Origin of the sequence: Devosia sp. Root685 (genome assembly GCF_001427875.1) — a bacterium.
Taxonomy (GTDB): domain Bacteria; phylum Pseudomonadota; class Alphaproteobacteria; order Rhizobiales; family Devosiaceae; genus Devosia.
In genome coordinates, this window is the sequence record NZ_LMHK01000001.1 from 1,160,786 (window position 1) to 1,182,122 (window position 21,337).

Annotated in this window: 19 protein-coding genes and 1 tRNA gene; 7 read left to right on the plus strand and 13 right to left on the minus strand. The window is 62.4% G+C overall.

The window, feature by feature from the left end; translation table 11 throughout:
* Positions 1-135: 135 nt before the first annotated feature.
* Entirely contained in the window at positions 136-1,281 is a 1,146-nt protein-coding gene (locus ASD83_RS05590) for a methyltransferase domain-containing protein (RefSeq protein ID WP_200946461.1), read from the minus strand.
* Between the two features lie 53 nt (positions 1,282-1,334).
* Complete coding sequence (locus tag ASD83_RS05595; RefSeq protein ID WP_056308704.1) at positions 1,335-2,558, minus strand: LL-diaminopimelate aminotransferase; 1,224 nt, start codon at positions 2,556-2,558, stop codon at positions 1,335-1,337.
* Between the two features lie 425 nt (positions 2,559-2,983).
* On the opposite strand from ASD83_RS05595, the gene ASD83_RS05600 reads away from it, so the two are divergent.
* Positions 2,984-4,306 carry a glycosyltransferase gene (locus ASD83_RS05600; RefSeq protein WP_056308706.1) on the plus strand — a complete coding sequence of 441 codons (1,323 nt, stop codon included), beginning with the start codon at positions 2,984-2,986 and terminating at the stop codon, positions 4,304-4,306.
* Here the strand turns inward: ASD83_RS05600 and ASD83_RS05605 are convergent.
* From ASD83_RS05605 to ASD83_RS05630, 6 genes are all read right to left on the minus strand, one after another.
* Positions 4,290-4,682 carry a hypothetical protein gene (locus ASD83_RS05605; protein WP_156385764.1) on the minus strand — a complete coding sequence of 131 codons (393 nt, stop codon included), beginning with the start codon at positions 4,680-4,682 and terminating at the stop codon, positions 4,290-4,292. The two genes, ASD83_RS05600 and ASD83_RS05605, sit on opposite strands and share 17 nt — an antisense overlap.
* Before the next feature lie 154 nt (positions 4,683-4,836).
* On the minus strand, positions 4,837-6,210 hold the full coding sequence (locus ASD83_RS05610) for a dicarboxylate/amino acid:cation symporter (RefSeq protein WP_056308710.1): 1,374 nt from the start codon (positions 6,208-6,210) through the stop codon (positions 4,837-4,839).
* A 169-nt stretch (positions 6,211-6,379) separates the two neighbouring features.
* Complete coding sequence (locus ASD83_RS05615; RefSeq protein WP_056308712.1) at positions 6,380-7,018, minus strand: hypothetical protein; 639 nt, start codon at positions 7,016-7,018, stop codon at positions 6,380-6,382.
* 191 nt (positions 7,019-7,209) lie between these two features.
* The gene (gene rpsI, locus ASD83_RS05620; RefSeq protein ID WP_056308713.1) at positions 7,210-7,692 is read right to left on the minus strand and encodes a 30S ribosomal protein S9; all 483 of its coding nucleotides are present in this window, start codon (positions 7,690-7,692) and stop codon (positions 7,210-7,212) included.
* A 1-nt stretch (position 7,693) separates the two neighbouring features.
* Entirely contained in the window at positions 7,694-8,158 is a 465-nt protein-coding gene (rplM, locus tag ASD83_RS05625) for a 50S ribosomal protein L13 (RefSeq protein ID WP_056308715.1), read from the minus strand.
* A gap of 223 nt (positions 8,159-8,381) precedes the next feature.
* Entirely contained in the window at positions 8,382-9,443 is a 1,062-nt protein-coding gene (locus ASD83_RS05630; RefSeq protein ID WP_056308717.1) for a COX15/CtaA family protein, read from the minus strand.
* Between the two features lie 78 nt (positions 9,444-9,521).
* Here ASD83_RS05630 and ASD83_RS21100 point away from each other — a divergent pair, with 78 nt between their 5' ends.
* The gene (locus ASD83_RS21100; protein ID WP_162249125.1) at positions 9,522-9,734 is read left to right on the plus strand and encodes a DUF2842 domain-containing protein; all 213 of its coding nucleotides are present in this window, start codon (positions 9,522-9,524) and stop codon (positions 9,732-9,734) included.
* Positions 9,735-9,795: 61 nt separating this feature from the next.
* Here ASD83_RS21100 and ASD83_RS05640 read toward each other — a convergent pair whose 3' ends face one another.
* Positions 9,796-10,830: a polysaccharide deacetylase family protein gene (locus tag ASD83_RS05640; RefSeq protein WP_056308720.1), complete on the minus strand. Its 1,035-nt coding sequence runs from the start codon at positions 10,828-10,830 to the stop codon at positions 9,796-9,798.
* A gap of 256 nt (positions 10,831-11,086) precedes the next feature.
* Positions 11,087-13,390 carry a GumC family protein gene (locus tag ASD83_RS05645; RefSeq protein ID WP_156385768.1) on the minus strand — a complete coding sequence of 768 codons (2,304 nt, stop codon included), beginning with the start codon at positions 13,388-13,390 and terminating at the stop codon, positions 11,087-11,089.
* A gap of 153 nt (positions 13,391-13,543) precedes the next feature.
* On the opposite strand from ASD83_RS05645, the gene ASD83_RS05650 reads away from it, so the two are divergent.
* From ASD83_RS05650 to ASD83_RS05665, 4 genes are all read left to right on the plus strand, one after another.
* Positions 13,544-14,095, plus strand: coding sequence for a polysaccharide biosynthesis/export family protein (locus ASD83_RS05650; RefSeq protein WP_056308724.1), 552 nt, complete (start codon positions 13,544-13,546; stop codon positions 14,093-14,095).
* A 35-nt stretch (positions 14,096-14,130) separates the two neighbouring features.
* On the plus strand, positions 14,131-15,228 hold the full coding sequence (locus ASD83_RS05655) for a glycosyltransferase (protein ID WP_162249126.1): 1,098 nt from the start codon (positions 14,131-14,133) through the stop codon (positions 15,226-15,228).
* A gap of 76 nt (positions 15,229-15,304) precedes the next feature.
* Positions 15,305-16,828 carry an undecaprenyl-phosphate glucose phosphotransferase gene (locus ASD83_RS05660; RefSeq protein ID WP_056308727.1) on the plus strand — a complete coding sequence of 508 codons (1,524 nt, stop codon included), beginning with the start codon at positions 15,305-15,307 and terminating at the stop codon, positions 16,826-16,828.
* Positions 16,825-18,102, plus strand: coding sequence for an O-antigen ligase family protein (locus tag ASD83_RS05665; RefSeq protein WP_056308729.1), 1,278 nt, complete (start codon positions 16,825-16,827; stop codon positions 18,100-18,102). The genes ASD83_RS05660 and ASD83_RS05665 overlap by 4 nt, the downstream gene beginning before the upstream one ends.
* Positions 18,103-18,155: 53 nt before the next feature.
* Here the strand turns inward: ASD83_RS05665 and ASD83_RS05670 are convergent.
* Positions 18,156-18,232: transfer RNA gene (locus ASD83_RS05670), tRNA-Pro, on the minus strand.
* A 118-nt stretch (positions 18,233-18,350) separates the two neighbouring features.
* On the opposite strand from ASD83_RS05670, the gene ASD83_RS05675 reads away from it, so the two are divergent.
* The gene (locus tag ASD83_RS05675; protein ID WP_056308731.1) at positions 18,351-19,004 is read left to right on the plus strand and encodes a DUF1345 domain-containing protein; all 654 of its coding nucleotides are present in this window, start codon (positions 18,351-18,353) and stop codon (positions 19,002-19,004) included.
* A 160-nt stretch (positions 19,005-19,164) separates the two neighbouring features.
* On the opposite strand, the gene ASD83_RS05680 is transcribed toward ASD83_RS05675, so the two are convergent.
* Both ASD83_RS05680 and ASD83_RS05685 read right to left on the minus strand, forming a co-directional pair.
* On the minus strand, positions 19,165-19,524 hold the full coding sequence (locus ASD83_RS05680; RefSeq protein ID WP_056308733.1) for a DUF2200 domain-containing protein: 360 nt from the start codon (positions 19,522-19,524) through the stop codon (positions 19,165-19,167).
* 11 nt (positions 19,525-19,535) lie between these two features.
* Positions 19,536-21,335, minus strand: a complete 1,800-nt coding sequence (locus ASD83_RS05685) for an adenine deaminase C-terminal domain-containing protein (protein ID WP_056308735.1) — start codon at positions 21,333-21,335, stop codon at positions 19,536-19,538.
* Between the last annotated feature and the right edge of the window lie 2 nt (positions 21,336-21,337).

Below are 21,337 nucleotides of genomic sequence, written 5' to 3' on the forward strand. Positions count from 1 at the left end.
CGGAGATGAAAGATTCGACGGATTGGCGGAAGGACTGAATATCGCTCATGGTGGGCGACATGTGCATAGGAACTTGCCTAGAGGTCAATAGGATTTTTGGCCCGTATCGCCCGGTAGCGCGACAAATACAACGGGTTATGGCCGGCGGGCGAGGAGGACCATGGCTTCGTAGTGGTCGGTTTGCGGAAACATGTCGAAGAGGCGGATGCGCTGCGGCGTGTAGGAGGGCAAAGCGGCGATGTCCCGGGCGAGGGTCACCGCGTTGCAGCTTGAGTAGATGATCGTCGGGGCAGCGGTCGCCTCAAGCGTGGCGCAGAGTTTTTCGCCGAGGCCGCGCCGGGGCGGATTGACGATGACTGCGTCGGGCGTGGGGCCAGCCGCCAAGGCGGTGGCGTCGCCGACGGAGAAGGTTACGTCGGTGAGCCCGGCTTCGCTGGCACTGAGGCGGGCCGAGTCGACCGCTGGGGCGCTGAGTTCGACGCCGTGGACGCGGCGACCGGGGGCGGCGACATGGAGGGCGAAGCCCCCTACCCCACAGTACAGATCCAAGATCGACTGCGCGGCAAGTTCGTCGATCCACTCTTTGGCCTGGAGGTAGAGCCCCTGGGCGATCTCGGTGTTGGTCTGGAAGAAGCTGGCGGGGCGCAGGTGCAGGACGGAAGTGCCGAGGCGCATGGGGAGCGTTTCGCCGCCGTGGAGGGTGATCTCCTCATCGCCTTCAAGGACGGCCTTGTGTTCGGGCAGGAGATTGGCGGTGACAACTGCAAGCTGGAGTAGATCGGTCAGGAGGCCGGGTAGATGCTTTTTCATGCGGCCGAGCGCTTCGGTCGAGCGGAGCACGAAACGCAGCATCAACTGGCCATCGGCGGATTCGGTCAGCAGCACATATTTGAGCTCGCCGCGGCGGTTGGGAACGTCGTAGGGCGCGATGCGGACGCGGGAGATGTAAGTCTTGATGGGCTCAAAGGCGGCGCGCAGACCGGGCGCGAGAATGCCGCATTCGGTGAGATCGACGCCGTGCTGGGTTGGATCCAGGATGCCGAGAGTGGGCGCCTCGGGCGTGCCGCCGGCGACCATTTTTGCCTTGTTGCGGAAGCCATCGAGGCGGCTGGCCATGGGCGGAAGCCAAAGGGCATCCGGCCACGCGGCAAGCAGATTTTGGGCGTGCTCGACCTTGGCGGCGAGTTGGGCATCGTATGGCGTGCCCATGAGCGTGCACGAGCGGCAGACGCCTCTATCGTAGTAGAAGCATTGCATTGCGGCGCTCAGATCTGCGTGCACGCGGCTATTCCATTGTGTCGAGGAGGCGGGACGCCGCCCCCTCGAAGCGCAAACTACTTGGTTGCAGCCGTGAGCGGCAACACGTTGCTCTGGTCGCCTTTGCTCCCAAGGAGCTTCTTGATGTTGCGGGCGGCCTGGCGGATGCGCTGTTCGTTTTCGACGAAAGCGAGGCGAATGTACTGGTCGCCATATTCGCCGAAGCCAACGCCCGGCGCGACGCCAACGCCGGTCTCCTGAATGAGAAGTTTGGCGAATTCGAGCGAGCCGAGATGGGCGAACTGGGCCGGAATCGGGGCCCAGGCGAACATAGTGGCCTTTGGCACAGGGATATCCCAGCCGGAGCGGCCAAAACTTTCGACGAGGACGTCGCGGCGCATCTTGTAGACCTTGCGGACTTCCTCGATGACATCATCGGAGCCGTTCAGAGCCGCCGTGGCTGCGACCTGGATGGGGGTGAAGGCGCCGTAGTCGAGGTAGGATTTTACGCGGGCCAGCGCAGCAATGAGGCGTTCGTTGCCGACGGCAAAGCCGACGCGCCAGCCGGGCATGGAATAGGTTTTGGACATGGAGGTGAATTCGACGGTGATGTCGATGGCACCGGGCACCTGCAGCACCGATGGGGGTGGCGCGTCTTCGTCAAAATAGATCTCGGAATAGGCGAGATCGGACAGGATGAAGATGTCGTTGGCGCGGCAATACTTGACCACCTCGGTGTAAAAATCGAGGTCGGCGGTATAGGCGGTCGGATTGGCCGGGTAGTTCAGCACCAATGCGATGGGCTTGGGGATCGAGTGCCGCACGGCCCGGTCGAGCGAGCGCATGAAATCTTCGTTGGGATCGGCGGGCATGGAGCGGACGACACCGCCCGACATGATGAAGCCGAAGGAATGGATCGGATAGGTCGGATTGGGCACGAGCACCACATCGCCGGGGGCGGTGATGGCCGAGGCCATATTGGCAAAGCCTTCCTTGGAGCCCAGGGTCGCGACGATCTGGGTATCGGGATTGAGTTTTACGCCGAAGCGGCGGCCATAATAGCTCGCCTGAGCCTTGCGGAGGCCGGGAATGCCGCGGGAGGTGGAGTAGCGATGGGTGCGCGGATCCTTCACCGTTTCCTGGAGCTTGGCCACGATGTGCTCGGGCGTCGGCATATCCGGATTGCCCATGCCGAGGTCGATCACGTCGACGCCTTCAGCGCGGGCCTTGGCCTTGAGCGGATCGATATGGGCAAAGACATAGGGGGGGAGACGGCGGATTTTGTGGAAGTCGGCGCTCATTTTTTCCTCGGAAGGTCTCTGTGAGACCCTGAACTGTCGCGACGCGCGGTGAGCGCTGCGCCATGATGCGGCGCATATTATCGCGGAATTATGGTTTTGAACGGGTTAAAGGCCCCATTTCGGGACCAAACGATCTATTCGGCTCTTCCCGGCCACACATTGGCCACGCGGGAAGAGCTATCGGGCGCTTGCCGCCGCGGCGGCAGCAGGTGCCGCCACAAGGGCAGCAGAAATCACCTTGCCGGCGAGACGTGCTCGAACCAATGCAACAGTGAATGGAGACACCATGTCTCTTGCCCTTCGAAGGTCGTTTTTGTAAGAAATGCAACAATCGACAGGCCGTTCATAATTCCTCTGCAGGGTCTTGTAAATGGCCCGAAGCGGAACAACCTTCGGGCATAGCGGCGTATGATGAGGTTCCACACTTGAAGCGCATTGCCCTGGTGACGATCGGCACGCAAGGCGACGTTCAACCCTATATTGCGCTTTCGCTGGCGCTGCAGGAACGTGGCTATAACGTCGCCCTCGGCGCAACCGAGGAATTTGAAGGCCTGGTGACAGGCTATGGAATCGAATTTCAGTCTCTCGGACCATCGATCCAGTCGTTCCTCAAGGAAACGCGCTTCGAAAATGCGATGAGCAGTTCGATGCTCATCAATGGCCCGTGGATGCTCAAGCAGGGTCAGCAGATCATCGACACGGCCGCCCGCTCGGCCTGGCGCATGTGCCAAGGCGCGGAAGCGATCATCGTCAACATGAACACCAGCTTCGGCATCGATATTGCCGAGGCGCTGAAAGTGCCCGCGATCATGACGGCGCTGCAGCCGATGAGTTCGACGAGCGAATTTCCGCTTTCGATGTATTACGTCGCGGACGATCTTGGGCCGACGCTCAACAAGCTCTCCTATACCGCTGCGACCATGCAGCAGGCCTATTGGAACCTGCCGCGCAACCGGCTGCGGCGCGAGCTGATGGGGCTCGAGGCGCGTAATATGGGCGGGGTTTTCACCAATACCGATGGTTCGCCGCTGACGACGCTCTATGCCTATTCGACGGCCGTAAGCCCACGCCCGCGCGACTGGCTGAAAACGGCGCTGGTGACCGGCTACTGGAACCTGCGCGACCGCAGCCACTGGGAGCCGACGCCGGAATTTGAGGCGTTTCTTTCGGCGGGCGAAGCGCCGGTCTATATCGGGTTTGGCTCGATGCCGTTTGGTGCCGAGCGCAATACGCGGATTTTGAAAGAGGCCGTGGAGCTTTGGGGCGGGCGGGCCGTGGTGGCACGCGGCTGGGGCGGGATCGATCCGCGCGATCTGCCCGATACGATTTTTCCGATCGAGAAGGCGCCGCATGACCGGCTGTTCCGCTATGTGAGCGCGGTGGTGCACCATGGCGGGGCCGGTACGACTTCGGCGGGACTGCATCTGGGGCGGCCGACCTTCGTCGTTCCGCAGGCCATGGACCAGCCCTATTGGGGGCGGCGCGTCTATGAACTCGGGTGCGGGCCGAAGGCGATCCGGCTGCGCAAATTGACGGCGGAATTGCTGGCCGAAGCGCTGGCCGATCTCAACAGCAATGAGTCTTACCGGCGCAATGCTGCGCTCGTGGCTGAAAAGCTCAGGAGCGAGGACGGCACAGACAAGGCGATCAAGGTGATCGAGCGCGTGATGGCCAATTTCGTGCCCAAGGCTGCCAAGGTGGCGCGGAAATCCAAGGCCAAGAAGCTTTCGCTCAAGAAGGCTGTTTAGTGCCGACCCGCTGAGTGTGGGTGCTGAGGTATTTCACCTCCGCTTCGAGCTGTTCCAGCCGCTCCGCCATCGCCTTGTTCCGCGCGGCAGCGCGATTCTCGAAGGCCTCGATGCTCCGCTTCAGGTCGGAGACACTATCGTTGGGAGCATAGGGCCGGCTTTCGGCAATGGCGAGAATAACGGTGCCCTTGGCGACGAAAACGCCACCAATGCCGGCAAGGATCAGCGCCCATTGCGTGAAGTCGGCCTGACCCATGGTGCTGAGCCAAGCCGCAATCGCGGCGCCAGCAGCGGCCGACGCTCCGATCACATTGGAGACCATACCCAAGGTGACCGCCTTACGACGGACGTCCCACGCTCCACGCAAATCAGCCATTATCATTCCTTCTCAAGGGGTCAGGGATTTTTCCTTAGACAAGGAATCCGGTCAATTGAGGAGAAGTTCCAACTGGGCCAGCGTGATCGTCCGTAGCAATGAAAAAAGGGGAAGGCATGGCCTCCCCCTTTGATCGGCATTATCGGTGCGGCGATTACTGTGCCGGAACGGCCTGAACATCGTCGAGAGCGTCGATGCTTTCGCCGCGGTCGTAAGTGGCCTGATCGAGAATACCTTCGCGCTTGGCGACGATGGTGGGGATCAGGGCCTGGCCGGCGACGTTGACGGCGGTGCGGCCCATGTCGAGGATGGGGTCGACGGCGAGCAGGAGGCCGACGCCTTCGAGTGGCAGGCCGAGGGTCGAGAGCGTCAGGGTCAGCATGACCGTGGCGCCGGTGAGGCCGGCCGTGGCGGCCGAGCCGATGACGGCGACGAAGGCGATCAGCAGATAATGCTCGATGCCGAGGGAGATGCCGAAGAACTGGGCGACGAAGATGGCCGAGATGGCCGGATAGATGGAGGCGCAGCCATCCATCTTGGTGGTGGCGCCGAGCGGGACAGCGAAGGCGGCGTATTCACGCGGCACGCCGAGGTTCTGTTCGGTGATGCGTTCGGTGACCGGCAGGGTGCCGATGGAGGAACGCGACACGAAGGCGAGCTGGATGGCCGGCCAAGCGCTTTGGAAATAGCGGATGGGGTTGAGGCCATGGGCCTGTAGCAGGACCGGATAGACGACGAAGAGCACGATGGCGAGGCCGATATAGATGGCAGCCGAGTACCAGCCGAGCTGGGCCAGCGCGTCCCAGCCATAGACGGCGACAGCATTGCCGAGGAGGCCGATGGTGCCGATGGGCGTCAGGCGGATCACCCACCACAGAACCTTGTGGATGACCTTGAGGAACGAGCGGGTGAAGGCAATGAACGGATCGGCGGCCGGGCCGACGCGCAGGGCGGCAATGCCGACGACGATGGAGATCACGAGGATCTGCAGCACGTTGAAGGAGAGGCTGGTGGTCGCGCCGCTATCGGACACGCGGGTGGACGCCTGAAGGCCGAAAATGTTCGAGGGGATCAGGCCCTTGAGGAAATCGAGCCAGGAGCCAGTGGACGACGGCACCTTGGCAGCTTCGGCCGCGACTTCGGTATTGAGGCCGGGCTGGATGATGAGGCCCAGGGCAATGCCGATAATGACGGCGATGAGCGCGGTGATGGCGAACCAGAGAAGGGTCTGCCAGACGAGCTTGGCCGCGTTATTGAGTTCGCGCAGATTGGCGATGGAGGCGACGATGGCGGTGAAGACCAGAACCGGCACCAGGGCGCGCAACAGCGACACGAAAGACGAGCCGATGGTGGCGAGGGTCTGGGTCAGCCAATTGGCATTGCCGGCGGCGTCGGGGCCCATATTGCGGGCGACGAAGCCTAGGAGGAGGCCGATGGCCATGGCCGCGAGGACCTGGAAGCCGAAACTGGCGTAAAACGGCTTGGGCGCTTTGGGCGCGCGCGCCGCGGAAACGGACGTGGGAGACATGAGGTGACCTTTCGGCTGGCAGGTCACTTGCTCAAAACTTAAGCGTAATGCCCGCAGATTGGCCAAACCATACGCCCGCCACGGTTTTATCGCAGCGCATGCCGTTCCATTTCTTGCCGCGTTAGAAGAATTTTCTCATTCTGTTTGCGGAACGAGGGAATAGAAGTTGTCAGGCGCGGTTTACGGCCAGAGTCACAAGGCCGGCGAAGAGCGGCAAGGCGACGAGACTCACGGCGAAGGCAAGGGCCAGAATGCCGGGGCCGGCATCGAACCAGGCCAGCTCGGCCACCCCTGCCCCGGCCAGCGCCGCGACGAGGCCGCTGGAACGATGCACGATGAGCCAGGCGCGGTCGGAGCGGATGGGCCAGGGCATGCGAAGGCCACCATAGCTGTGGCGTTCGGCATGGAAGAGTACGAACCCCAAAAGGACAAGCACGGCGGCGAAAAGGAAGCCGATGCCCCGGATAACATCGAGGTCCGAGCCGATGCCCATGAACAGCAGACCAAACTGGTAGGCGGCGGGCACGGCGAGAAGCAGGCTTAGGGCCGGATCGAGAATGTGCCGGACCTTGGCCATGTGATTTCGCGTGAGGGCGCGGCCGAGGGCGAAGAAGGCGAGCAGCGATACGGCCTGGACGATGGGGGCGACGGCCAGCGCGGTATTACGCGGCCAGAGCCAGTCGGCGTCCGAGCCATGCCAATGGGCGGGGAAGAGGAAATCGGCCGGTACGCGCAGGATGGCGACGGCCGTGATGGAGAGCGTCACCGAGAAGATCAGGAGGTGGAAGCGGGTGACGAGGCTGGGCATGTGCGAGGGGGGTTCAGGTAGAGTGCTGGCAGTATTGATAGATCGATACCCCTCATCCGCCCTACGGGCACCTTCTCCCACAAGGGGAGAAGGGGAGATCGCGGCTCCCGGGTTTGAGCTTATCAAACCCCAATCCGGGCAAAAAGAAAGGGCCGGTTGCCCGGCCCTTTCCACGAATTTGGGTTTGAAGCTTAGCGCTTCGAGAACTGGAAGGAGCGGCGGGCCTTGGCCTTGCCGTACTTCTTACGTTCGACGACGCGGCTATCGCGGGTCAGGAAGCCACCCTTCTTCAGGGTCGGACGCAGTGCCGGCTCGAAGAAGTTGAGGGCCTTGGAGATGCCGTGACGAACGGCACCGGCCTGACCGGACAGACCACCACCGGCGACGGTGACGTTGACGTCGTACTGGTCGAGACGGTCAACAGCCACGATCGGCTGCTTGACGATGAGCTGGAGCACCGGGCGCGCGAAATAAGCTGCGAATTCGCGGCCATTCACGGTCACCTTGCCCTTGCCTGGCTTGATCCAGACGCGAGCGACGGCGTTCTTGCGCTTGCCGGTGGCATAGGCGCGGCCGAGGGAGTCGAGCTTCTGCACGTGGACCGGAGCCGAGGAGGCAGCGGGAGCAGCAGCGGTGGTGCCCAGGGCTTCGAGAGAGTTGATGGTTTCAGCCATATTACTTCACCCGGACGTTCTTGGAGTTCATCGCGCCGACGTCGAGCTTGCTCGGGTTCTGCGCTTCGTGGGGGTGCTCGCCGCCAGCGTAAACACGCAGGTTCTTGAGCTGGGCGCGGGTCAGCGGGCCGCCCGGCATCATGCGGCGGACGGCATTTTCCAGAACGCGGTTCGGGAAACGGCCTTCGAGGAGCTCGCGAGCGGTGCGGTCCTTGATGCCACCGGGGTAGCCGGTGTGCCAGTAGAAGCGGTGCTGATCGAGCTTGCGGCCGGTCAGCTTCACCTTCTCGGCATTGATGACGATGATGTTGTCACCCATGTCCATGTGAGGCGTGAAGGTGGCCTTGTGCTTGCCGCGCAGACGCGTAGCAATGATCGAAGCAAGACGACCCACGACCAGCCCTTCGGCGTCGATGAGGATCCACTGCTTTTCGATCTCGCTCGGTTTTGCCGAGTAAGTGGTCATTGTTGAAATCCCTAGAAAACTCTGGTTTGTGACCCCATCCAAAAGGACGGATCACAGGTTTCGGAGGGGTCTCTAAGGGGGATTCTCCATGTCGTCAAGCGACTTTAGAAAGCCTTGCAATTTCAATGACTTATGGATGCGGTATCATATTACCGCATTCACAGGACACCGGAGATTCCCGCTTTCGCGGGAATGACGCGGTGGTTGGTGTCGGCCCGTGTTCCTATCGAACCCGGCGCATGTCGGCGATATAGGCGGCTGTGGCGCCGGCGAGCATGAAGGCCAGGGACTGGTGGCCGACGGCCAGCGAGATGGGGACGCTGGCGAGGAGGGTTGCGATGCCGAGGCCAACCTGGAGCAGGACCAGGATGCCGATGCGCGGTAGCCAGCCGTGGACGCCGCCAAAGCCACCATCTTTGGAGCGGCGCCAGACCAGGTAGGCGATATAGGCGACGATGACATAGGCGATGCCGCGGTGGATGAATTGCACCGTGAGGGCGTTTTCAAAGAGATTGCGCCAGGCCGGGTCCATGACGAACAGGCCCTTGGGGATGATGGCGCCATCCATCAGCGGCCAGGTATTGTAGCCCATGCCGGCGTCGAGACCGGCGACGAAGGCCCCTGCCCCGATCTGGAAAATCAGGAGTACGTCCAGGATGATAGCGGTGGTCAGGTGCCAGGAATTGACGCGACCGAGGACGCGGCCGGGCTCGATGCTGCGCGCGACATAAATGAGCGCGACAAAGAGCAGCGAGGCGGCGCAGAGGTGGGCGGCGAGGCGGTATTGAGAAACGGAGGTCAGTTCGGAAAGACCTGAGGACACCATCCACCAGCCCAGAAAGCCCTGGAAGCCGCCGAGAATGAAGAGCGTAAACAGCGGCAGCGCCAGATTGCGCGACAGGCGCTTCTGGAAGAGGAAAACGGCGAAGGGGACAATGAAGATCAGCCCCAGCGTGCGCGCGAGGAGGCGGTGAAACCACTCCCAGAAGAAGATGTATTTGAAATCGTTGATATCCATCCAGGAATGGACGAGCGAATATTGTGGAATCTGCTGGTAGGCTTCGAACTCGGCCTGCCACTGGGCGTCGTTGAGCGGGGGAATCGTCCCCGAGATCGGCTTCCAACTGGTGATGGAAAGACCCGATTCCGTTAACCGCGTGATGCCGCCGACCACCACGATCAGCAGGACAAAGCTAGCAAGCGCGTAAAGCCAGATGCGGACGGGCCGAAGAAGGTCGCTTGCGTAGCTGATCTGTCCGGGTGCGGCATTGTGCTGAGGGGTCACGACGATATTCCGGTATCGATGGGGCTGGCGGAGTGGTAATGCCACCCTTGCTCCGTCGCAACAGTCCAGATGCCGCACATGACCCAAAGCAATCGCAAATTGATCGGCGCGCTTTTGTGCGTGGCTTCCATCGTGGTCTGGGCGTGCCTCGCCACATCGGTCTATCTGGCGTTTCCGCCGGAGCTTCCGTGGTATGTTCTTATTGTCTATTTTATCGTGGCGGGCATGGGCTGGATGTTTCCGGCCATGGCGATCATTCGGTGGATGGCGAAGCCGGACTCCGCCCGATAAAGGCCCCCTCACCCGGCGCTGCGCGCCGACCTCTCCCCCAAAGGGAGAGGTGAAGAAGGGCTCAGCCAGTCAGCTTGCCCAGCACCGTGAAGATGCCGCCACTCGCGAAGACGTCGACGTAGCGCTCGGACTGGAAGTAGCCGTTGAGCGAGACGCGGGGGAGCGCGGTGAGGGTTTCGAGGTGGTGGGGGTAGAGGCCGCCGGGGCGGGTGGTGACGGCGGTTTTGAAGCCGAGGTCCTTTGCCAGTGCGAATTCCCTTGGGCCGCAGGAGAGCGGGCCGCCGAGTGGATAGGAGAAATGGCTCGGGCGGATGCCGAACTGGGCCTGGATCACTTCAACTGATTGCAGCATTTCCTGGCGGGCTTCGTCTTCCGGGAGTTTTGCCAGTTCACAATGGTGCACGGTGTGGGCGCCGATGGTGCAGAGCGGTTCGCCGGCAAAGAGGCGCAGCTCCTGCCAGTTCATGATCAGGTCGCGGCACTGCTTTTCGAGGTCATAGCCGTAGTTGTGGCAGAACTCGGCGAGGAAGGCGCGGCGCTGGGGCTCGGGGAGTTTTCTGAGGTGCCAATAGAGGCGGTTGAAGGCGTCCTTCTTTTGCGCCGTGGTTGATGTATCGACATATTCGACCTCGCCATTTTCGGTGAAGGCGACGGCCTCCTGGCGCGCGATGATGTCTTCGATGGCCTGCCACCAGAGTTCGCCGACACCATCCACGAATGCGGTGGGCACATAGAGCGTGAAGGGCGCTTCGTGGCGGAGGAGAATTGGCAGGGCGTATTCGAGATTGTCGCGATAGGCGTCATCGAAGGTGAGGACGACAAAGGGCTTTGGCTTTTTGGGGGCGGCAAGGCGTTCCACGGCTTCGTCGAGGGTGACGATATCGATGCCGATGTCGCGGACGCGCTCGATAACGTAGTCGAGGAAATCGGGGCGGATTTGGAGGATCGCGTTGGGGGAGAAGGCTTCGGGGGCTTCCGGCAGCACGCGGTGCAGCGTGAAGATGACGCCGCGCGAGCGGGATAGGGCACGCGACAGGGCCGGCAGGCGGGAGAGCCAGAGCAGTTCGAAGGCGGCGCGGATGGCGGCGTATTTCATGGGAACTTCGCCTTTCGCGGATAACTACCGAGGGTCAACTGCAGGGCTCCAGTAGCCCTCATGGTGAGGTGCGGAGCGGTAGCGTAGCCTCGAACCACGAGGGCGTGGCACTCGGGCATCGGGGCACGCCCTCGTGGTTCGAGGCTTTGCGTGCGCAAAGCACCTCACCATGAGGACTACTGGGGCTACTCGAGCCACTGTGGCTACTGGGACCACTGGGCTACTCGAGCTATTGGGAAGGCCCAGGACAATCGCGTCAGGCCGCAACGGCGTCTTCCAGGGCCGAGATTTCTACGCGGGGCAGGCCGGCTTCGAGGAGTTGGCGGCGGAGGGTTTCGGCGGTTTCGGCGTCTTCGTCTTCGCTGGTGACGAGCACGATGCGGCCGCTGAGATCGGCGAAGACCGGCAGGGTTGAGCGACCGCCGACGCGGCCGGTGAGGACGATCACGACTTCGTAGATATCGCCGAGCGCTTCGATGAGGATGGAGGGCTTGGCGGAGGTACGGTCCACGCTATCGCCCTGCCCCCAGGCCACTTCGGCAAAGCTCTGGTCGGCGGACTTTTGGACGACATCGCCGAAGCCGGCCTGGCCGGTGCTGAGATCGGAGAGGCCCGGCGCGTCGCCGGTGCGGCCGCTACCGGCATCGACCAGCACGACGCTGAGGCCTTTGGCGAGGGCATCGGCGGCGAGTGCGTCGGCCATGCGGCGCGCGGGTTCGCGGTTGCCGTGATCGGCAAGCAGCAACAGGTGGGTCTTGCCGAGGACAAGGTCGGCAGCGAGATCGGCGTAGCGCACCATGCCGGTGACCTGGCGGGGTGACTGGGGGCGAATGGGCGTGACGGCGACCGGGCTTGGCGCCGGGGCGGATTCCATGGCAGCGCGGGCGGCGTCGCGCTGGGTGCGGCGGTCGGCCAGTTCCTGGAGGAGACGGCGGGCGCTGTCCGAAGCGGCCTGGGCCGGATCGGGTTCGACATAGGCGAAGGCGGCTGGTCGAGCGGGCTCTTCGTAAAGAGGCTCTGGTTCGACTTCATCGGCCAGGGGCTCATCGTAAGGGGGGGCTTCGGCGTAAGCCGGTTCCTCCTCATAAAGCGGAGCGACGGGTTCTGGCTGCGTGACGACGGCAGGTTCCTGGCGGCTGGGACGTTCCCAGGCATAGGGCTCGATGGGGCTTAGGGCGCGGCCGGACATGAGTTCGCCAAAGACGACAGCGCCGAACTGCACGGCGAAGGTGACGATGCCGACACCGGCAAGGATCAGCGCGGTTTTCGGGAAAGCGGGCGTGACGGAGGGCGCGGCTTCGGTGACGACGCGCACGTCGGGCAGCGCAGAGCCGGCATCGGCGCGGGACGAGGCTTCATTATAGCGCAGGAGATAGGCTTCGAGCAGGTCGCGCTGCGCCTTGGCCTCGCGCTGCAGGCTATCGAGGGCGACGGTATCTTGCGTGGCCGTCGAGGCGGTTTGCTTGAAACGGCTGAGGTCGGCCTGAAGCGAGGCTTCAAGATCGGCTTCGACCTGAGCTTCGGCTTCGAGGGCCGAGGCGACGCGATAGCCCTCTTGGTTGATACGGTTGTCGAGTTCGGCGATCTGGGCATTGAGGGCCCGAATACTGGGGTGGTTCGACAGGAGCGTGGCGGAAAGCTGGGCAAGCTGGCCTTGAAGGCGGGCTTTTTCCTGGCTCAACTGCTGCACGACGGCCGAATTGCGGGCGTCGGCGACGCTTTCGATGGGCTGACCGCGTTCGAGGAGGCCACGAATGACCGATGCACGCGACTGCGCCGTGTTCTTGCGCTCCTGAGCGGACGTGATCTGGGTCGTGATAGTCGAGAGCTGCTGATCGAGCAGGCTCGTATTGTTGGCGCCGACGTAGAGATCGTTATCGACGCGATATTTTGCTACGGCAGCTTCGGCACTGCTCACAACGGTGCGGAGGCGCTCGATTTCCTGGCGGAGCCAATCGGAGGCTTCGGCGGTGTCGGAAAGCGAAAGCTGGGCGCGGCGCGCGACATGCGCTTCGGCCACGGCATTGGCGATGTCGGCGGCCAGCTGCGGGTCGGTCGAGCGCACCAGAATGGAAATGATGCGCGAGTCGCGCTGCTGGATCACCGTCATGCGATCGTAAAGCGTATTGATGACGCGTTCGTCCACGCTGATGGGGGTCGAGCCGCGGCCAAGGAGCTGCATGACGACGCCGAGCGGAGAGAAGCCGGATTGGCTGCCGTTGAATTCGGGTTTTGAGCGCAGATCGAGCTTGTCGATGACGCCGAGGAGCGTGTCGCGCGACTTTATCAGTTCGATCTGGCTGGAAACGACGCTGGCATCGCCCGATGTGCTTGATGGCGCCTGCTCGTTGGCCGAGCGCGTATAAACATTGGAGCGCGGCTCGACGAGGATCGAGGCCGAGGATTCATAGAGCCGCGGCAGCATGGTGAGGACGAGGAACGCGGCCGCAAGAACCAGCAAGGTGACGATGATAATGCGCGGCAGGCGCCTGCCGACCGCGGCAAGCACCGCAGTCACGTCAATTCGCGCATCGCGCATTGTCGGGGCATAGTCGCTCACGGCAAATCCTCATCATGCAGAAGCACTATTGGGCTTTCGTGGTCAAAAATCGGTTAATCGCCGCAGCAAATTCGGAGCAAGCTTGTCCGGCATAAGCAAAATCTTAACCATGACAGGGAATGCTGGGGGTCACTCAAAACGCGCGGATTGACCATGCGCTGGCTGCCCATTCTCGCCTTCACATTGATGATACCGCTTGCGGGCTGCGCCACGACGCGGCCGGGAAGCTATTTCGTCGAGCCGACCGGCCCCTATACGCTCGACACGGGCGATGTGGTACGCGTGTCGGTTTATGGCGACCAAGAGCTGAGCAATACCTACCGGGTCAGCGATAGCGGGGCGATCGCCTTCCCGCTCGTGGGTCAGGTGCAGGTGCGCGGACAGACCACCAGCGTTGCGGCTTCGCGCATCGCCGGGGCTCTCGCCAATGGCTATCTGCGCAACCCCAATGTAGCAATGGAAGTGGCCGAATACCGACCCTTCTTCATCCAGGGCGCGGTGCGGACGTCCGGGCAATTCTCCTATGTTCCGAACATGACCGTGCGTGCTGCCATCAGCACAGCCGGTGGCTATACGGAAACGGCGGATCGTAACCAGGTGACGGTCTATCGTCGCCAGGGCAATGAAATGGTCCGCGGCCCGGCCGACCTCGACTTCCCCATCTATCCCGGTGACACGATCGTCATTTCCGAACGCTGGTTCTAAGCGGAATGGAGCGGCCCCTGCGCATCTTGCAGGTCATGCGCGCGCCCGTAGGCGGGCTGTTTCGGCACGTCGCGGATTTGACGCGCGGGCTAAGTGCGCGTGGGCATAGTGTCGGGCTGATCGTTGATTCATTGTCCAGCGATGCACAGACCGAGCGGCGGCTCGATGCGATCAGGGAATTTGCCGATCTTGGTGTGCATGCGATGCCGATGCCGCGCGTTTTGGGACGCGGCGATCTTTCGACGCCCTTTGCCGTGCGCAAATTGGCGCGGGAACTGTCGGTGGATATTCTCCATGGCCATGGGGCGAAGGGGGGCTTTTATGCTCGTCTGGCCCATATCGGGCGCAAGCGGCCGGTGGCATTTTATACCCCCCATGGCGGGGTGCTGCACTTTTCGGCGCGATCCAGCAGCGGCAAGGCGTTTCATTGGCTGGAGCGGCGCCTGCTCGGGGAAACCGGGGCGATCATTTTCGAGAGCAACTTTGCCCGGGACACCTATAGCCGGTTGATCACGCCGCCAACCTGCCGGACGGAGATCATTTATAACGGGCTCGATGCCGGTGAGTTCGAGCCGGTTGTCATCGCCGAGGACGCGGCGGACTTTGTGTTTGTCGGGGAATTGCGGGAGCTGAAGGGGATTTTTCCGCTGGTCGAGGCCATGGTGGGGCTGAGGCGGACGGATGGAACACCGGCTACGCTGGTGATGGCGGGCGATGGTCCGCAGCGGACGGAGCTGGAAGAGCGGATCGCGGCGCTATCGCTTACGGGGCGGGTGAGGTTGGTTGGGTCGCAGCCGGCGCGGGCGGTTTTTGCACAAGGTCGGGTCGCGGTGCTGCCATCGCTGGCGGAGTCCCTGCCCTATGTGGTGCTGGAGGCGACGGCGGCGCAGTTGCCGGTCGTGACGACCGATGTTGGCGGCATTCCGGAGATTTTTGCCGGGACGGCGGAAACGCTGGTGCAGCCGGGCGATGCCGAAGCGCTGGCGGCCGCAATGCAGGCTACTCTCGACCGGCCGGAGGTGGCGCGGGCGGAGATGCAGGTGCGCCTGAAACGGGTGGCGACCGAGTTCTCGCTGGCGACGATGGTCGGGCGAATCGAGGCGCTCTACCGGGACGTGCAGGGAAAAGGCTAAGGACCCGCTTCACCTGATATAAACGCATTGCGCGCATCATCCGGCCGAGCGTGAGTGAGTTTTCCGGTAGCGTGCGATGTTTCGTGTCGATCCTAAACAGGCCATTGCGGACCATGCCGCGCGTCAGCCCGATGGGGATGGCGCCGAACAAACTCTTTCCGCTGCAGCCACCGAAATTGCCGGCCGGCCGGTAGAGCGCACCTATTCGGGCACCATCATTGTGGGCGTGGCGCAGGTTGTCGAAGGTGTGCTGCTGGCCATTCTTGGCTATGGAATTCATGCTGCCTATGTCGAGCGCGGTCAGGAAGGTTTTTACCTGCTCGTGACGCTGGGGGCGTGCCTAGCGACCAATATCGGCCTCAACCTGTTGCGGGCGCACCGTATCACCACCTACCGGCGCGTGGTCGGGCAGTTTGGGCGCGTGCTCGCGGTATGGCTGACCGTGATGGCGGTGGTGACCGCCGCGATCTTCTTTTTCAAGGCGGGCGATATGGTTTCGCGCGTCTGGCTCCTCAGCTGGTTCCTCTCGGGCGCGGCGCTGCTGATCGTTTACCGGCTGGGACTGCGTTTCCTCGTGCAGCGCTGGACCGATCTCGGGCGCCTCAAGCGCCGCACCGTCATCGTTGGCGGCGGGCGCGATGCGGAAGTTCTTATCGAGCAGATCACCAATGGCGCCGACAAGGATATCGAACTGCTGGGGCTGTTCGACGATCGCTATGACGAGCGTTCGCCTGACTCGGTGGCGGGGCTGGCAAAGCTCGGAAAAGTGTCGAGCCTGATCGAATTTGCACGGGTGACGCCGGTAGACCTGGTGATCGTTTCAATGCCGCTTTCAGCCGAAAAGCGCGTGCTCGATATGCTCACCCAGCTCTGGGTGCTGCCGGTGGATATCCGGCTCTCGGCGCATATGAGCAAACTGAAATTCACCGACCGGGCATACTCGTATGTCGGCGGCGTGCCAGTGCTGGACATGGCCGACCGGCCGATTTCGGACTGGAACCTTGTCTTCAAGTGGGTGTTCGACAAGCTCGTGGCGATCACGGCGCTGATCCTTCTGTCGCCGATCATGATTGCGACTGCCATTGCCATCAAGCTTGAGAGCAAGGGGCCGGTTTTCTTCGTGCAGAACCGGCATGGGTTCAACAACCAGCTGATCCGCATCTACAAATTCCGCTCGATGCGGACCGATATGCTCGATGCGGGTGCGACCAAGCTCGTGACCAAGGGCGATCCGCGCGTGACGCGCGTGGGCAAATTCATCCGCAAGACGTCCATCGATGAATTGCCGCAGCTTTTCAATGTGTTGAAGGGCGAACTATCGGTGGTGGGACCGCGGCCGCATGCGCTGCAGGCCAAGGCCGCCAACCAGCTTTATTATGAGGCCGTGGAAGGTTATTTCGCACGGCATCGCGTCAAGCCGGGCATGACCGGCTGGGCGCAAATCCATGGCTGGCGCGGCGAGACCGATACGATCGACAAGATCATGCAGCGCGTAAATCACGATCTCTACTATATCGAGAACTGGAGCCTGCTGCTCGATCTCTACATCGTGCTGATGACGCCGGTTTCCCTGATAGCCAAGAGCGAGAACGCCTATTGAGCGTCTCCGGCACATTCGATGCCGCGCTCGGATCGAAGTGGGCCGGCGCTGATTTCGTCCGCCAGCGGGCGCTAAAGCTGCTCGATGGCGTGGTGGCACTGTGGATTTTTGCCGGCGGTGTCGTGCTGATCGAGCCATCGCCCTATGAGGTGATGTTTCTGGCGGTGCTGCCGGTGGCGATCATGGCCGGCATCGGGCTCTATCGCTCGACATTCGGGCTGCTGGCGATCATGCTGTGCTTCACGCCCTTTGCGCTGATTGCGGCCATGCAGGTGCGGTTTACCCCGATCAGCGAGGCGCTGATCTTCACGGCGGTGACGATCTTCTTGATGCTGACGAGTTACTTCGTCGCCAACTATCTCGCCGAATCCACCGAGAGGCGCATGCGGGTGATTGTGCGCGCCTATACGGTGATTGCAGTGATCCTCGCCATCATCGGGACGCTGGCCTATCTGCGGCTCATGCCGGGCGCGGATCTGTTCCTCCGCTATGACCGTGCCAAGGCGACATTCAAGGACCCGAACGTCTATGCGCCGTTTCTGGTGCTACCGGCGATGTTTGCGCTGCAGCGGGTTTTGCTGGGGCGCGGCTGGCAGGCGCTGATTGCGGCGGGAGTGTTTTTCGTGCTGTTCGTCGGGGTGTTCGTCAGCTTCTCGCGCGGCGGCTGGGGGCATTTTGCGGCGTCCTCGCTGATCACGCTTGTACTGGTTTTCCTGCTCGAAGCGGGGGCGCGGGACAAGGTGCGCATCCTTCTCATGACCCTGATCGGGGCGGGCATGCTGGTTGTGGCGTTGGGCGGGCTGTTGTCCGTGCCAGCGGTTGCCAATTTCTTCGAGCTGCGCGCGTCCTCGCAGAACTACGATACGGGCGAAACGGGGCGGTTCGGGCGGCAGGGCTATGCGCTGGAACTGGCGCTGGATAATCCCTGGGGGATTGGGCCGGGCGAGTTCCGCAACCTCCGCATCATCGAAGAGCCGCACAACGTCTACATCACCGTCGTTCACGTTTATGGCTGGGGCGGCGGACTGCTCTACTATTTGCTTGTTATCGCCACGCTCTGGAAAGGCACGGTCATGCTGCTGCGCCCTTCCCCCTATCGGCTGATGGCGATACCGGTCATGGCGACGTTCACGATGGTCGTTGCCGAGTCTGCCATCATCGACTCCGACCACTGGCGGCATTTCTTTTTGTTGATCGGGATGGTCTGGGGGCTTTCGACCGCCATCGCCAACGAGCACCGCGTTTCGGCGCGCCGCGCGCAAATGCTGGTCTAAATGCAAAAAGGCCGCGATGTGATCGCGGCCATGCATTCGAACTTTTGGTGAAATGGTCGGAGCGACAGGATTTGAACCTGCGACCCTTTGTCCCCCAGACAAATGCGCTACCAAGCTGCGCTACGCCCCGACTGCGCGGAGACATAGACAAACAGGTGTTTTGACGCAACCCTGATTTTTCCGAGAATGAACACAAAGGGCGATTTGCGTGTGGAAGCGCACATGGCCTCGACGAGGAGACGCCCGCTTTGCCTACCCGGCTCGTGAAAATACTCGGGCATCGCGTTGCGCCACCGCGCTTCGTGCTGTTCGCCGCAATCCTCGTGCTGCTGCTGCTTCTGACAGTGCTGGCCGGGATCGAACCGCAGATCGGCGTTCTGGCCAGTTTCGACGTGGCAACGCTGGTTTTTCTCGCTTCGGCTTTGCCTCTGCTGAACGACGATGTGGCGATGATGCGCTCGACGTCAGCGGCGAACGATGCCAATCGCGTTGGCCTGCTGGCGATCACGCTTCTGGTTTTGCTTGTCGTGCTTATCGCGGTGGGAACGCTGATAGCGCACTCGAACGCATACTGGATCGAGGTGCCGCTGATCCTGGGTTCGCTGGTGCTGGCCTGGGTGTTCGCCAACACCGTTTTTGCCTTCCACTATGCCCATCTCTACTACCAGCAGCGGGAGGGGCGGGATTGGGCAGGGCTGAACTTCCCCGGTGGTGCGACGCCTAACTATTGGGACTTCCTCTATTTCAGCTTTACCCTGGGCATGACCTTCCAGACCTCGGATGCCGTGATCGAGGGGGCCAATATGCGCCGGATCGCGCTGGCCCATGGGGTTGCGGCATTCCTCTTCAATCTCGGCATTCTGGCTTTCGCGATCAATACGGTGGGCAGCCTCTCGGGCTAGGGGCGGCCATGGGGCTTACGTCATCACCAGATGCACACCCGCCCCCACCGACTCTCACCCCGGGCATGACCCCGGGCCCATCCCGAGATCTCAAGATGGGCCCCGGCCTTCGCCGGGGTGACAACCGAGGGTGGGGATGTTCAGAGGGACGCGAGCCGGCTCAACTTCGCTTGATCTTTTCCATCGCCTTGCCCTTGGCCAGTTCGTCGATGATTTTGTCGAGATAGCGAAGTTCGCGCATCAGGGGATCTTCGATGTCTTCCACGCGAATGCCGCAGACGACGCCCTTGATGAGGGACCGCGACGGATTCAGGTGCGGGGCATGGGCGAAGAAATCTTGGAAGGTCGTCTTCTTTTCCAGTTCCTCGTCGAGGGTCTGCTGGCTGTGCCCGGTCAGCCAGCAGATGAGCTCGTCGACCTCGGCCTTGGTGCGCCCCTTCTTTTCCGCCTTGGTGATGTAGTGCGGATAAACGCTTGCGACGCTGATGGAGAAGACGCGGTGATTGGCCGAGGTTTTCATGGCTTTGCCTTTCAGTCGAAGAGCGGCGCCAGGGTCATTTCAGGCACCTTTACCAAACCCTTGTCGGTGATGCGGATTTCCGGGATGACCGAGAGCGGGATGAGGTTGAAGCCCATATAGGGAATGGTGCAACCGACCTGCTGCCAGGCCTTTTTCAGCGCCTGGTTTTCGGCGGCGACTTCGTGGACGCGCTTGTCGGACATGAGGCCGGCGACCGGAAGGGCGACGAAGGCCAGCACCTTGCCGTTTTCGACCACGGCGATGCCGCCATTGGCGGCTTCGATGGTTTTGAGGGCGAGCTGCATGTCGGCTTCGTTGGTGCCGGCGAGGATGATGTTGTGGCTGTCGTGGCCGACGCTGGAGCCGACGGCGCCGTTCTTGATGCCGAAATCATGGAGGAGGCCATAGGCGATGCCGCCATTGGACTTGCCGTGGCGCTCGATGACGGTGACGAAGCTGAGATTGTCGCGTTCGAGGATGGTTTCCCAGTCATTGGCGGGGGCGATGTCGATCTTGCGGTGCGGCAGGATGATGCCGGGCATTTCGATGCCGATGGCATTGGCGGTGACGGCGCCGCTCGGCAGATCGGGGACGAGCTTGATCGATTTGGGCAGGTGAACGGTGCTGTAGGCCGCGTCGGGGTAGCGGTAGCGCTGGTTGAGCGTGTCTTCGAGCAAGGGGGTGACCTTGCGGTCTTCGACCATCAGCGCGCCGCCGTACCAGGTGTTGACCGGCTTCAGGTCATCGTCGAGGAGGACGAGATCGGCACGGCGGCCGCCGCCGAGGCCGCCGATTTCATCGCCCATGCCGAAGCGGGTGGCGCCGTGGAGCGAGCCCATGGACCAGGCCTGTTCGGGTTTGACGCCGCAGCGGATGGCTTCGCGAACGACCCAATCGAGGCCGAAGCTGAGGAGATCGTCGGCGTCGCGATCGTCGGTGCAGACGCAGTAGCGCTTGTGGCTGGCGCCGAGTTCGGTGATCGGCTTGATGGCTTCGACGATGGAATTCCAGGGCGTGGCCGGATTGCCGCCACGGAGGAAGACCCAGATGCCGGCATCGACGAAATCGTCGGAGATGTCGCGGTCGATGGCTTCATGCGTGTCGGTGACGCCGGCCGCCGCGTAGGGAGCGACGAATTCGCGGCCATAGATGTGGCCGGAGACGGGACGGCCGCGCTTGAGGGCCTCGGCGATGATGGCGTGACTGCGCGGATCGCCCATGGCGACGGGCACAAAATCCATTTTTTCGCCGAGGGCGACGGCTTCGGGCCACTTGTCGAAGAGGGCGCCGATCTTTTCGGGAGTGAGGTCACCGCCGGCGGTTTCGAGTTCGGGCGAGGTCGCGGGGACGGTCGACGGGACGGTGAGGAAGATCGAGAGCGGGGCGAGGCGGGCGTCTTCGAGCATGGCCTCGACGCCGGCCACGTCCATGACATTGCCGATTTCGTGGCTGTCGCAGAAGATCGTGGTGGTGCCGTTTAGGAGGGCCGCCTCGGCATAGGCGCAGGCGGTGACCATCGAACTTTCGATGTGGATATGGGGATCGACGAGGCCGGGGGCGATGATGCCGCCCTTGGCGTCGTAGAGGGCTTTGGGGGCCGGGGCGGATTTGTAGGAGCCCGCAGGTTTGACGGCGGCGATGCGGCCGCCGGAGAGCCAGATTTCCTTGTCGGTAGAGATGCGCTCGGAATAGGTCGAGAGCATGCGGGCGCCGGTGATGACGAGATCGGCAGGCGCCCTGCCCCCGGCGACGGCGGCGAGGTTGGTGATCTGGGTGTGGAGCGGGGACACGGAAAAGCGGGTTATCGCCATGG